General features: G+C 54.6%; 12 protein-coding genes and 1 pseudogene. 1 reads left to right on the top strand and 12 read right to left on the bottom strand.

The window, feature by feature from the left end:
• From VKV29_RS05345 to VKV29_RS15360, 12 genes and pseudogenes are all read right to left on the bottom strand, one after another.
• A partial coding sequence (locus VKV29_RS05345) for an alpha-L-fucosidase (protein ID WP_324200269.1) occupies nt 1-440 on the bottom strand: 440 nt, incomplete at its 3' end.
• Between the two features lie 148 nt (nt 441-588).
• Nucleotides 589-771, bottom strand: coding sequence for a hypothetical protein (locus tag VKV29_RS05340; protein WP_324200268.1), 183 nt, complete (start codon nt 769-771; stop codon nt 589-591).
• Nucleotides 772-787: 16 nt separating this feature from the next.
• Nucleotides 788-1,087: a hypothetical protein gene (locus VKV29_RS05335; RefSeq protein ID WP_324200267.1), complete on the bottom strand. Its 300-nt coding sequence runs from the start codon at nt 1,085-1,087 to the stop codon at nt 788-790.
• Nucleotides 1,088-1,124: 37 nt separating this feature from the next.
• Complete coding sequence (locus tag VKV29_RS05330; RefSeq protein ID WP_324200266.1) at nt 1,125-1,751, bottom strand: transposase; 627 nt, start codon at nt 1,749-1,751, stop codon at nt 1,125-1,127.
• A 205-nt stretch (nt 1,752-1,956) separates the two neighbouring features.
• Nucleotides 1,957-2,934, bottom strand: coding sequence for a 2-dehydropantoate 2-reductase (locus VKV29_RS05325; protein ID WP_324200265.1), 978 nt, complete (start codon nt 2,932-2,934; stop codon nt 1,957-1,959).
• Nucleotides 2,935-2,946: 12 nt separating this feature from the next.
• Nucleotides 2,947-3,795, bottom strand: coding sequence for an amidohydrolase family protein (locus tag VKV29_RS15365; RefSeq protein ID WP_414647340.1), 849 nt, complete (start codon nt 3,793-3,795; stop codon nt 2,947-2,949).
• A gap of 22 nt (nt 3,796-3,817) precedes the next feature.
• Nucleotides 3,818-4,879: an ISL3 family transposase gene (locus tag VKV29_RS05320; RefSeq protein ID WP_324200271.1), complete on the bottom strand. Its 1,062-nt coding sequence runs from the start codon at nt 4,877-4,879 to the stop codon at nt 3,818-3,820.
• Between the two features lie 540 nt (nt 4,880-5,419).
• A complete protein-coding gene (locus VKV29_RS05315) occupies nt 5,420-6,571 on the bottom strand; it encodes a mandelate racemase/muconate lactonizing enzyme family protein (RefSeq protein WP_324200264.1) in 1,152 nt (383 codons plus the stop codon).
• 217 nt (nt 6,572-6,788) lie between these two features.
• Nucleotides 6,789-8,174 (bottom strand): alkaline phosphatase family protein, encoded by a 1,386-nt coding sequence (locus VKV29_RS05310; RefSeq protein WP_324200270.1) that lies wholly within the window; start codon nt 8,172-8,174, stop codon nt 6,789-6,791.
• A 150-nt stretch (nt 8,175-8,324) separates the two neighbouring features.
• Nucleotides 8,325-10,958, bottom strand: coding sequence for a hypothetical protein (locus VKV29_RS05305; RefSeq protein WP_324200263.1), 2,634 nt, complete (start codon nt 10,956-10,958; stop codon nt 8,325-8,327).
• Nucleotides 10,955-11,248, bottom strand: coding sequence for a hypothetical protein (locus VKV29_RS05300; RefSeq protein ID WP_324200262.1), 294 nt, complete (start codon nt 11,246-11,248; stop codon nt 10,955-10,957). Before VKV29_RS05300 ends, VKV29_RS05305 begins: the two co-directional genes overlap by 4 nt.
• Nucleotides 11,249-11,278: 30 nt before the next feature.
• Nucleotides 11,279-11,542: pseudogene (locus VKV29_RS15360) on the bottom strand (carboxypeptidase-like regulatory domain-containing protein); the annotation flags it as partial.
• Between the two features lie 1,139 nt (nt 11,543-12,681).
• Between VKV29_RS15360 and VKV29_RS05295 the strand changes: the two are divergent.
• A partial coding sequence (locus VKV29_RS05295) for a hypothetical protein (protein WP_324200261.1) occupies nt 12,682-13,284 on the top strand: 603 nt, incomplete at its 3' end.

Raw genomic sequence — 13,284 nt, 5'->3', positions numbered from 1 at the left:
GTGAAAAACCGGATCCCCCCGCGTGCAAAAAGATCCATCCAAGCATCGGCATCGAAGTCAGTGGGATTGAAAAACTGATACAACACATTGTAAATGTTCCAGAATTCTCGATTCGCTCCGGCCAACGCCCAGGATGCATCGCTACCAATCATGCAATATAGACCCCAATGGATCCGGATGCCGAACTTCAAATCTTTGAACGCTTCCACTGCCTTGTCCGGAGCATGGTGGTAGCCAGGATTGACAGTTGGTAGCCACCCGCGTACCATCGCGCCTCGATCCAATGCCTTTGCCAACGCATCGTATCTAGCCTCGCCGCCTATAGATTGAGTGCCAAATTGCCGTGCCACAAAGCGGTTTGCCGAATCTAAACTTTGCCCGAGGCCGTAGACGAGCCCAGCGGTCCCAAGAGACTTGGTGAGAAAATGTCGGCGCCTCATCCTGTTATTACACGCTCCTCTTATTTCGACTTTCAGAGTTCCTTAGGACTCATCCTTGTCAAATGCTCCGTTGCTCACGTGAGGTGCGAAGCCGACCTTAGGAAGGTGTCCCAATGGCCGTTGGAGGTGAGCGGCGGCTCGGTTCATATTACGCGACCTCCTGCTCAGCTAACACTCCCTTCTGTTCCAAGGCCGCTTTGAGCATCCACAGGTCGCGGTAACCCATGACCTTACGAAAGTTTTGTTCGGTCATGAGCAGCGTGGCGGCGGCCCAGCGCAGCACCATCTTGCCATAGCGCCAATGACACACCCGCCGTGTGCGCAGCCGCACGCTATGGGGCTCTCGATCACGTTGGTTGAAACAAAGCAACGAGCGAGGCTCGGCGACAGCCCAGCCGGCTGACAGTGAACATCTCCGCCAATCCTCCCCGCAAGCTGGCCGCCGCGCAGGGATATTCGCATTCCAGCCCCTCGACCTGCTTCTCCCATCGCGCCACGCCTTCCTTCGCTGGCAACCGAAAGGCCGCGCGCCTGGCTGCTTTGACGTTTTCAATCTTGTGGTGGCGGCAGCGTTGCACCGGATTCTCCGACCCGAACACGGCGTCCGTCGCGGCACGCAGCGCCTTCGAGCCGTCCACTACGAACAAGTATTTCCGGTCCGTCTTCAGCCCTCCTCGCACTAGGTCATCCAGCAGCCCCCGCGCCACCACCTGATTTTCGCTCGCCCCTTCGGCGATGCCGAAGCACGTGTTTGCGGCCCTCCACGTCCAAGCCCACCGCCACCAAAACGTGATGCTCGCCAAAAATCAACCCCTCCAGATGAAGGATCAGCAGATCCATTTCCTCCAGGCGCCGCTCACACAAGCGCTTCAATTCTTCCTCGCTCGCTCCGACGGCTTCCAATCTCACGCTCGACCGTGACACACCGACCCTCTCCGCCATCTCGGGCAGCACGGCGCGATACTGCCGCGTGGACACGCCGCGTAACAAGATCTCCAGCATCCGACCGCCCAATTTCTCTTCCGACCGCATCGCTTCGTAAGCGGGAATCAGAACCTTGCCCTCCTTCCCCGCGCCCTTCGTTCGCAATCGCGGCCGCTTGACCCGCAGTTTCCTTTCTTTCAAACAGACCATGCCCGCCTCCCGCCCATGCCAGCCGATGCTTCCTCCCTTCTTTCCCGGATGCGAAGGACCCGGGACCCGTTCGTCCAACAACCGCAGTACTGCCTCGATCTTCGGCCGCCCCAAAACGTCGATCCGCTCACCCACCGCCATCCGCGACTGTTCGATCAACTCCACCCTCGGCAACAAAACTTGTCCACTCCTGGCCAGCTATCTTCCCAACTCTTCGCTGCTCTCCTTACCCACAATCTGATATCGTCTCTCCACGACGGTTCTCCTTTTTTTGAGATTTTTCCAACCCGATTCTATCCGAACCGGGTCAGAGAACTGTCGCTCAACCTTCAACGGAATCCAAGACACCTTCGATGTCAGCCCGATGGGGCACAGCAACCCTTTAGCCGTCTATGCCGAGCCTCGATCCCACATGATTACGGGCTTGTCGAATTGCAAAATCCAGCGCAGGCGTTTCAATCTTCCGCTCACGAGCCTTTCTGAGCACATACCCCACAACGTCGTCGAATTCTGTTTTTGAGCGTCTTTCCACGTCCAACAGCATCGAGGCCTTATAGCGCGCTCCCCACGCGGCTGCAAGGTGCCTTCCCTTTTCCTGAAGCCACGCACATGCTTTGTCGGTTGGAGAATCGATAAGACGATTTACGAACAGGCTTGGAGTCTCAACGATGTGAGCTCCGTCTGCGCATGCGACCGCCGCGCATTCGCGCACGATTTCGACGAATAGCGGTGAGAGCCAATCCGTAGAGAAAATCAATGAATAGGGGTATCCACTCATAACAGAAAGGAGTGACGTGGCAATCCATTGGCAGGTTTTTGTCCACTCAATAGAGCGAATTTCAGAGGTTGGTTCTGTGAGGATCCCCGCTTCAGTGAGAATGTGGGCGAGTTCCCTTATTCGGAGGGAAGGGCGACCATCAAGCTCCCCGATGTGACTTAAAGAAACATCAGGATTGAAGATATTGCCTTTACCTTGGTTCGTTGCCGTGACTTGCATGACTGCCCCAATTACGCGTCCTTGTCCGAAAAACTCCGCAAGCATCTCTTCTTTCTGGAGGCCGTTTTGTGCCGAAAGTGCCATCTTGACCGAAGTGCCCAACGCAGAGCGCAAGGCTTCACGAGTGTCATAGGTTTTGACTGCCACAACCAATAAGTCTGAAGGAGGAATGGGGTCCGGCCATTCAACTACATTTACCTGGACAGCAAAAGTCTGCACGCCCGTCACATGCAAGCCATTTGCTCGTACTGCACTAGCTTCGTCTTTGTGTTTGAATACGAGTGTCACCTCATGCCCAGCGCGAGCAAGATATGCACCGATTCCACTTCCGATTCCGCCTGCTCCGATCACGCTTGCTCGCATGGACAGATCCCCTTATAAGCTGGCTGGATGAGTCAATTTGTCTCGAAACCACAATCGGTTTGCCGTTTGCCCTAGAATAGCGAGTCGTTCCGCATCCCGAAGGCCAAGCTCATGGGTAAAGAGCCGCAGATTTTGAGCGTAACTCGACTTTGGAGTCCAGAGTTCACACGGGTAGTTGCTGCCCCATACGCACCTGTCCGCACCGAACGCCGCAATGATTCCTTTGCAAGGCTCGTGCATATCCCGAAAGGGATAGTCCTCCACGCTGCCTAGCGGCAAAAAACTCAGCTTGGCGTATGTGTTCGGGAACCTCGCCAACCGTAGCATACTCTTTAATGACCTTCTCCAAGCTCCGTCAGGTTTCGTAATGAAACAGTGATCGATCACAATCGGTTGGTGCGCGTGATTCTCCACCATTCGGAATAACTCTTCCGCCTGGTCATGCCTAACAAAAACACTTATTGTTATTCCTTCTTCTTCGGCAGCTCTCCATAGCTCAAGCACCCCAGGGTGATTGAGATGACCGTCCGACGCAGGGTAACTGCGTAGCCCCCTTACTCCGTAACTCCGTACGTACCGTTTGAACCGCTCATATGACTTCGAATCGTCAGGGTCGAGAGAGCAAATTGCAGCGACCCGATTTGGAAAGGCTCGGGCAAGACCGCATATGAACCGGTTGTCCCACCCGTAAAATGTCCCAGGCTGCACGGCGCAAATCCCGCTAACACCGTTTTCTCTACTGAGGGATTGCAACCTCGCAAAGGTCCCCGATCCATCCGGTGGCCGGGTTGGATTGGCGATGGGTGGCCATCGACTGTCATCATCACCATAGACATGCGCATGACTGTCAATAATCAGCATGTGCAAACAGAAATCCGCCTCCTCAGCAATATTTGTGGGTTGATTCCGGCTCGGGGAGGCGAGCAAGCGTGTGATAGAGCGCGATTTCCATCGCTTCATAGGTGCGGAAGCCGTAGGATCGTCTGGTCATCCCTCGGATTTTGTTGTTGAGACCCTCCACGGAGCCCGTGGAAATCTCCCCTTGGGCTCGAAACCAGTTCAGCAGGAGTTCCTCATGGGCGCGCAACATTCGGGCAACTCGCTTCATCGGCTCGATGCGGCTGCGCATCGCCCTCCAGGTCCAGTAGTCGAGAAAGGCTCCGGCCCAGGTGACGGAGCGGTACTTCCAGAAATGAGAGAAGCCCTCCTTCAATTCCCAAGCCCGAGCCGTCTCGAGCTTGCTGGTCAGCAGCGCGTTCAGCCTCTGCCGCGCCCGCCCGCGCACCCGGCTGCCACGACGCAGCAGGGTCCAGCGGGTGTGCTTGAGTTGCTGGGCGGATGCCTGGCCTGCCGCTCGGAGACGTACCGTCTCGGCCCGCCTCACTTGGTCCACCGCCTGGTTCAAGTGCATCGTGATGTGGAAGCGGTCCAAAACGTGCAGCGCTTCGCCGGCCTCGGCCGCGATGATGTCGAGGTAAGGTTTCCACATGTCGCTACAGACAAAGCGCAGACCCTTCGCCCCCTCTGACCCCAGCGCCTTCAGCCCCCGCCACAACGTCCTCTGCAAACGGCCCGAGCCCACCCACAGCAACCGTCGGCAATGCGCGTCGATCTGGTAGATCACGGTCAAGAAGTTGCTCGCTCGCAGCCCGCGGCCCCAGTGAATCTCATCCACCCCGATCGACTTCACCCCCTTCAACGCGCGGTGCGCCACGCCCCAGGCCACGAACCATTCGACCGACCGATAAACCGCCTCCCAACTGACCTGAAAGGCTTCCCCCGTCTCCCGCCAACTCAGTCGCCGCGCCCAACGGGCCAGAAAGCCCGTCATCGCCGGGGTCAGCCGGCGCTTGCCCTCCGTCCAGGGGATGTCCTCGACGACCCTATGCTCGGGACACTCCACCCGCCGCGGCGCATAGCGGAAATCGACCCGAATGCCCCACAGCGGAATATGTCACCATTCTCGCTCGAGCAGTTCGTCATAGCCCGGCGCGGGCTGCCGGCATCGCGAACAGCGCCGAGCCATGCCCGCGTGAGCTCTCACCCTGATCTCAATTCGCTCCGGCTGGCCATGCCGCCCGTGAAGCCGAATGTCTTGAAAAACAAATCCGGCATGGGGTTGAATCTGGTTCAGAATCTTTTTAACGCTCAGTTGAATGACTGGTCTCCTCGTCGAAGGTTTCTCTGCTGTTCCCACCACAGATTAACCCCACCGATGGAAACCCGTTTTTCTCAGCCGCGCTTTGGGCGGCGCTCCCCTTGTGCGCCTTTTGCTTGTCGCCTCCGCTCCTTTAGTCCGTCATCGTCAGCGAAGATCTACCCACATATTGTGCTATAGAGCCGAAATAGCTTCTAGACATGAACGTGATAAATCTAAAATCTGTGAATCATGACGCCTCATGTCCAACAGGTCTACCCCTCGGATACTCGGTTTCATTTTCATGAGATTTTGACAGAACCGGATCGATTGCCAATTCTCTTCTTCCTACCTCCACCCACGTTCCTGAAGATATGGAAATTCTGGGAAAACTTCAGCAATGACTTCGACGCCCCAGCCAGAACCTCGGGGCACGGGCAAGAATCCATCTTCCATTTGCGGCGGGCGCCTCAGAAGTCTCTCCGCAGTGCGTAGATCCGTCGCTGACCCGATCGTCTCTAGGATCAAGTAGTTGGGAATTGCGGCGGCAAATTGCGTGTTCATGACCGTGGCAAGGGGCCCGTTCGGATTATGCGGAGCCATTCCAATGTAATGCGCCTCGGCCAATGCTGCGATCTTCTTTAGACTCGTGATACCCCCACAGACGACAAGGTCACATTGCAGAATATCGATCGCCCCTTTCTCCAAGAACTCTCTCACACCGTAGATGGTCGCCCATCTTTCTCCGGCCGCAATGGGAATCGACGTCTCCCGTTTCACCTCGGCTAGCGCATCAGCGTTTTCCGGAGGCACCGGTTCTTCAACCCACATCATCCCAACGTTCTCTAGTGCGCGGCATAGCTGCCGGGCATTCTTCACGTTTAACCGTCCGTGGCAGTCTACTGCCAAGCCCATTTCCGGCCCACCCGCCTCCCGGGCAGCAGCGAAGAATTCGCTGATCCGCGCCCAGATTGAAGGGTCCAGATACTCTGTTTCCCGTTTAGTGCGATCAATCAGCCCTTTTGTCCCCGAATATCCGCTACCGGCTTCTTTGCTGTCCTCCTCCGCGCCGTAAAAGAGCGGTAGCGTGGTCTTGAGCGCGCGATAACCTGCTTGCTTACAACGCTTCACATTTTCTGCAAAGACTTCCGGACTCGCACCCGCCGGACAATGGCAATACACCAGCACTCGATCCCGCGTCGGTCCCCCGAGGAGTTTGTGTACGGGCACGTCGTGGACTTTGGCCACGATTTCCCAAAGGGCGCAATCAACGGCGCTAAGCGCAGCGCTATGCATTGGCCCTCCGACCCAGAAAGAGTCCCTATACATCTTCTCCCAATGGTTTTCGACCGCTGTAGGGTCTTTTCCAACAATATAACTTTTTAGCGAAAGAATCGATTCCGCGACCGAGCGTGAGTGGCGTTTCATCACGGTCTCCGCCCATCCAGTAATTCCGCTATCTGTTTCCACTCTTACAATCAATGAGTTGCGAAAGTCCATTCCTAGGATGTCAACCTTGATGTCAGTTACTTTCACGTCCTAAACCCCAGACATTTTCCAATTTATTCGTAGATGGCCAAGCGCGAAAAGTTTGAATGTTGCTAACTTACCACTCGTGCTGCCCCATTTGGTCAGCTCGTCAAGCTTTGTCGATTTGTCACAATGTGTGAGCACTAATCCCTGCTTACGCAGGCGCACAGACCCGCTTGCATCACAACTACCTCAGCCTCCTCAATTCGCCAGGCTGTTGCTCGATAATCATCCGCAGTCCAAAAGGGGGATTGGGCGGGTAAAGGACAGGCAAGGGGACACTGGCCCTGTAAATGCAATATGGATACTTGGTCTCCTCCGGCAGCTTGGCAGGAACGGGTATGACCAAGGGCGGGTTTGGGCTTTGGTTGAAGTTGAAGCAATCGGCCATGTCATCGGCCCGGTCGTCCCGTGCCGTCATGTGAGGTAAATTGAAACGCTCCTCGATAAACTTCAGAATCGACTCGAAGGAGTACACTGAGTGAGAAATGTACCCCCGTTTCGAGTACGGCGAAATCACTAATGCAGGTACTCGAGGGCCATAACCAAAGGCATCAATTGCAGGAGGGGCAACGTGGTCATAAAACCCGCCATAATCATCCCATGTTATGAAGATCAAGCTATCCTTCCAGTACGGACTATTCATCAGTGCGTTCACAAGTGTGGTTACGTACCACATGCCGCGTCGCACAGCGGCCGGCGGGTGCTCGCTATCCTGATTGCTTGGAATAATGATACTAACTTGTGGAAGAGTCCCGTGGCTAAGATCACTGAAATATTCGGTCAGTGGAACCTGGTTCGCCATCTCGTTGGGAGTGTCGCGAATCTGCTTAAAGGCCGGCAGGGGATTCCATAGAGTGAACTGTTTCGCGCTCTTGGTCCAATGCAAGTCAGGGTCTCCTTTCTCAGCTTCCAAGACCGGGCCGGTTTCCACGTAATATTTCCATGAAACCTTCGATTGGGTAAGGAGCTTAATGATGGAAGCGAAGCTGAAACCGTCCGGGTCGTCTAGATCCTCTTCCACTTCCTTAATGCTACCTGCATTGACGATCAGACCGCCTGACTGCGCGGCCACCATATAAACGTGATTCGGCAAGCTGGGACCGTTAAGAGATGAAAAAAACCGATCGCAGAGCGTGTAGTGGCGTGCATAAGCCCAATAGTTTGGTATGTCGCGTTCGTCGTAATATCCCATGGTGTAGGCACTGCCTTCAGCCCAAACGAAGCCGTCCATTCTGCCATTGTCGTAAGCGGCATGGGCAGCGTTCCATAGATGACTTAAGTCGCAGGGTGGGCCCCCGTCCACGCCTACGCCTCCGTCGGGCATATGGAAAGGCTTGACGCACCGGCGACTGCCTGGTAGCACAGGAAGGCACGTCCCCGGCGGAATGCCATCCGTGCCGGGATATGTACCAAAGTAGTTGTCGAAACTGCGATTTTCTTGACTGATCCAAACGACGTGCGCGATCTTCTGGATTCCCTTAGCAACAGGGATAGGAGCTCTGCTAGTGTTCTGCTGGGGGGTAAGGCCCTTTCCGTAAGCCAGCGCCAACAGACAGTAGGCAACGACCATAGCCAACACATAACACCGCAGGCGTCCTAAGAATGAGTTCACTGCACCCTCCATTAACTCTGTATCGAAGTAATACGGCGCCCTTTTAGGGGAACTCGCGCCGACCTGAGCCTTTCTGTTACGCCACCGCGTCAACTGGTCATTTTAAAATTAAAACAGTATCTTTGCAGCAATTTGAACTAGCCTCGGAGATGCCGCTGACGAAATTTTTCCGAAGTTAGGTCCGGCTCCGGTGTTCCCGTTCGGCTGGCCGAATTGTGTGTGGTTGAATGCATTAAAGAGTTCAGCCCGAAGCTCGAACTCCGCGTTTTCGCTCATGAAGTGAAGTGGAAACGTTTTAAATAGTCCCAAATCCCAGTTGTTCTGCCCTGGACCGAAAAGCGGGCTACGGCTTGAATTGCCAAAATACCCGGCCGGTGGTGAAACAAAACAGGTTGTATTAAAATCCACAAAGCCGTTCTGGCGAAGATTGCCGGATAGACTGCCATTACAGAGGCGATCTGGACGAACAGTTGTGTTGAAAACCCCTGTCGTGTTCGGGCTCGTGAAGTTAATCGGCCTGCCGGTCGCAAACGTTGTTATCCCGGTAACCTTCCAACCCCCGAAGGCGAGGTCGGCGGCATGCGGCATGTTCGCTCCGAACCTCCTTCCCCGTCCCAATGGGACATCGTATACAGCACTGAAAACCGCGCGATGTGTTTGGTCAAAACTAGCCGGTGCCTTGTCGCACCTCCGACAGGTTGCGATCTGGTTCGGATTGTTGCCAGAGATTTCAGTGTCTGCTAGCGCCTTACCGAACGTATAGTCCGCGTTGAAGTTTAGACCACTGCCAACCCTTCGGGTATACTTGGCGACCACAGCCTCATACGTTGAATTACCAGTGAAGTCCAGATATAAGAGCGCGCTGTACCGTGGGTAGGGCGACGTCGCTTTGTCACATTTCAGACTGGGCAACGCCGGCACGCACATCGAAGGGTCATAACGCGTTTGCAGCTTGTGTGAGCTTGAGCCGAGGTAGTCGATCTCGACCATGTCTCGCGAAGAGAGGGTGTGCTGGATGGAAAAATTCCATTGTGTAGAGTACGGAGTGCGGCCGCTCGGATTGAGCACGAAAGCAGAGATGGGGCTCGGCAGCGATGCAGCGAATGTAGAAGTGAGAGGGGGAAAGCTGACCGGTGGAAAAACGTTCGTGCCCAGCACGTACGTGGGTTGGGGATTTGTCGTGGAGTTGACGTAGGTGGCCGCTGTGTTATAAGGCGGTGCGGCCATCGCACCCTGAAGTTCGATCAACCCGTCTTCGAAGAAATATACCCCGACCCCCGAACGAATGACCGTCTTCGGAAGGAACCCTGGTTGCCACGCAAACCCGAGCCTGGGCGTGAAGTGGTTGTATGCAGTCGACATAACCTCTGGCGAGATTTGGCCTAATGCAGCATAGGTTAGCAACCCCGTTTGAGGGTCGAAGGCATGTGGCCATTCGTGATATTTACCTTGGGGGTTGGGCACCGTGCTTAGAAACCAAGAGATGCCATAATTCAACGTCAACATGGGAATGAGTTTCCAAGTATCGGCAAAGTAGGGCATGAACTCGGTATATCGGTAAGGGATCATGGGCAAGCCTTGGGTGTAAGCTTGATTCGGCATTCCGAGCAGAAAATCCGCGAATGCATTACCGGTTCCGGACTCTGGCAAGAGTTGCCCCTGGGCATTCCGGACCAATTGGGCGGAAAACTGGGGCAGGAAGCTCAGGCTTCCGTTGGCATCGGCATTGGCATTCTCTTGCCAGGTGCGTATATAGTGTATTCCTCCGCCAAATTGAAAGTCGTGCGTACCACGAATGTAGTTGAGAGTATCGCCAAGCTGGTACTGATTCTCAATATCACCGAGTGTTCCAGCACCGTCTCCAAAGGGAGTGTAGCCCTGAAGGTTAACGTAAGGAATGCCGTGACCATCGAGGGTGTTGGGTATTCCCACAGCCTCGGCTATGCTAGGAAGGGAAAGGGCTGGGTTCGCCGAAAGCGTATAGTTTCGTACTCCGCCAATCAGAAGCGTGTTGACCAGATTTGACCGTAGAGAGAAGGCATGCTGAATGGCAATCAGATCATTTTGGATCGGATAATATTGGCCGGTCAGGGGCATAAGGCCGGGTGTTCTTTCGGGCGAGTTTTCATGAATATATTGCCCGTAGAGGGTCTGCCGCGCAGTGAGAGCGGCATCAATGCGGCCACCGTATGTGTCGTCGTTTAAAGTGACTCGCGGAAACCCGAAGAGATTACTGGGGGTTTCGGCCAAACTTGCTCCCGGCAAATAGTACTTGAGCAGCGCTTTGGAAACGGGGTTAATCCGTGACGTAGGGATGATGTTACCCGGGAATGCTGACCGAGTACCACTAACGGACGAGAATGTAGCCGGGTCATAAATGGTTTGCCCCACTTGGCTGAAGTCACCTTGAAACATTGCATAAGTGGGCGTGTACCCGCTAGCAACCGCCGCCTGGACCTGGCGCAATCCTTCGTAGTTGCCAAACCACCATATCTTATCCTTGCGGATAGGGCCGCCGACTGCCCCCCCAAACTGATTCCGCTTCAAACTTTCCGGCTGGGGGGAGAAAAAGTTTCGCGCATCCATGGCATCATTGCGGAGATACTCAAATATCTGCCCATGTATCTCGTTGGTTCCACTCTTTGTAGTGACATTCACCAAGCCAGGGTTCGGGCCCTGATCGGGCATGAAGAAGCTCTGCTGTACTTTAAACTGGTCTATATCGGCTACCGAAACGTTCACAGCGGATCGCCGACGCGCCCCCCGCGCGTAGAGATACCGTCGATTGCGTAACCGGTCGCCGACGGCATAATACCGTCGATAACGACGCCTCGGTCGGGATGGCCGGTTTGCGAGAGAATTCCCCCCGACGTTCCGAACGGCGGCTCTACCCCGGCTGTAATTACCGCGAGTTGGAGGAAATCTCTGCCATTCAGCGGTAGACTTTCGACGCGCTCAGAGCCCACGACGGTACCAAGGGCGTTGGATTGTGTCTGTAATAGAGGCTGCTCTCCAGCAGATACCGTAACCACACTGGATACCTGTCCCAGCTTGAGAACAACATTTAGAGTGGCGCGCTGCCCAACCGCGACGGTGATACCTTTCATCTCATACACGGCGAACCCTCTTGCGGTGACACGCAGGATATAGACGCCAGGTGCGATCGAGGGGAATAAAAAAGACCCTGCGGTGTTCGTGACCGTTTGGCGCGAGAAATTACGGGCAATGTCTGTGAGAGAAACCTGCGCCTCAGGGACAAACCCTCCAGAGGGATCCGTGACCGTGCCACTAACGGCAGCATTCCCTAATGTCGCTTGCGCCCGCATGCCCTTAGCCGTGAGGCAAGCCAAGAAAGTCACAAAGATTAAGACTCGGAGCGCCCCGGCGTAATGTGCCGAAGCGGACCTCAGATTCGGGATACTGTACCGTTTCATGTTTGAACCCCTCCAACCTTTCAGATCTGTGTCAAGGGTTGCCCGAAGCCTCCCTGACATTGAAATGTCAAATATATGCGATCCACTGATCGGAGTCAAGCTCCTTTTACATTGCAAACTGGTGATTTTCCCATTCCTCTTCAACGACGTCTCGCCGCTCAGCCGGAACTCGTGGAAACCAAATGAACGACATCGGCATGATGTGTGCCACGGCCGTCAGTAGCCCTTCGTTCGGGGACGCTACAAACCAGACTTCTAACATGAGAAGGACATATTGAATGCAAAAGCCATTAAAAGATCTAAATTGCCATGAAAATCGCTATTTACTATCGGGAGGGTTTGAGGGCTCTTTGCCATATGGGCTGAGATAAATTGAATGCGGTTCGTTCAAGCCTTTCTCAGATAGCCTCGGCTTCTGCCTGCGAGGCGAGGCCGATGGAAACTCGCCGCTTCGCTTACGGGCAACGACGGGAGGTTCTTCGTTAGTGCTCCCGCAATGTCGGACCTGGACCTCAGAGGCCCTATTGACACGATCTAGTAGATGGTATATCAGTATATGAATCGACTACCGCCATTCTCAGGTGGCAGCGGGAGGGCCTGATGCTGACCTGATTTGTGCCGAGCAGATTTAGCTCGGTTGCCGTAAAACGCGGAAAGATATTACAAGGCAATGTGATATATATGCCGACTGGATCTAAATCTCGGGAGGCCTACCGCGTGCGCAGTGAAGAAGAAAAGAAGATGTTGGCAGCCTGTGAGGTTCCGTTACGGCCTCTAGGTGAGGGTCCTCGGCGGATGATCCGTCCGGGCGGTCCTATAGATCGGGGATGGGATTCCGAAGAAGCTGTAGATGGGCATTAAGCCGCTGTACCACGAACACTATTGCATCCGCTCACTCTTTGCTGCTGAAACGCAGTACAAAACGAAGGCTCGATAGTGTTGTGCGGCGCTTTGTCATCGAAGTCAGGTGTTCAATATAGCGGAGGTAGTAAGACGCGATGCGACGGAGAACGTTTCTGAAGGGGACTACGTTGGGAATTGGTGCATTGGCAAGTTTAGATCTGGGGAAAGCGCGCACTGAGGCTAGGCCAGACAACACAGATGTTCCAGACGCCGATCAAATTTCTCTTGACGGTTATAAACCGCCGGAATGGCTACATTACGCGCAAGCCGTATATTTCGATGGCTATGCCCCTCCAGCTTCACCGCACATGAAGGATTTTGACGCTGAGAAGCTTCTCGACATTGTCATGAAATTAGGGGGCAATGCCCTAAGATCCCAACCCATCGGGCACTATGCATATTACCCGAGCAAAGTGTTTGCCGTGCATCCCGAGCTGGGAAGTCGCGACTTGATCGACGAAGTTTCGCGCGCGTGCCGGAAAACGAGAGTGCATCACTATTGTTATACAGGTTACGGTCATCCGTGTCCGCCGTCATGGCTCAATGTTAAAAACCCTCGATTTGCGGACTGGGTCCTCATTGGTCCAGACGGGAAACCTTATGGAAGTTACGGCCATATTGGAGAGACGCCGCCACTACAAAGGCTTTGCACGACGGGAGATGCCTACCGCTCGGCGATTCGTGTAGTAGTCAAGGAGCTGTGCGAACACGATATTGAGGGCGTCTACTTC

The organism is Chthonomonas sp. (assembly GCF_035294165.1).
GTDB lineage: Bacteria > Armatimonadota > Chthonomonadetes > Chthonomonadales > Chthonomonadaceae > Chthonomonas.
This window is presented reverse-complemented; position numbering and strand designations above follow the sequence as displayed.

Bases quoted from the DNA above. Each gene is read 5' to 3' on its own strand.
- VKV29_RS05325 (WP_324200265.1), bottom strand. From the start codon at position 2,934: ATGCGAGCAAGCGTGATCGGAGCAGGCGGAATCGGAAGTGGAATCGGT.
- VKV29_RS15365 (WP_414647340.1), bottom strand. From the start codon at position 3,795: ATGCTGATTATTGACAGTCATGCGCATGTCTATGGTGATGATGACAGT.
- VKV29_RS05310 (WP_324200270.1), bottom strand. From the start codon at position 8,174: ATGGTCGTTGCCTACTGTCTGTTGGCGCTGGCTTACGGAAAGGGCCTT.
- VKV29_RS05315 (WP_324200264.1), bottom strand. From the start codon at position 6,571: ATGGACTTTCGCAACTCATTGATTGTAAGAGTGGAAACAGATAGCGGA.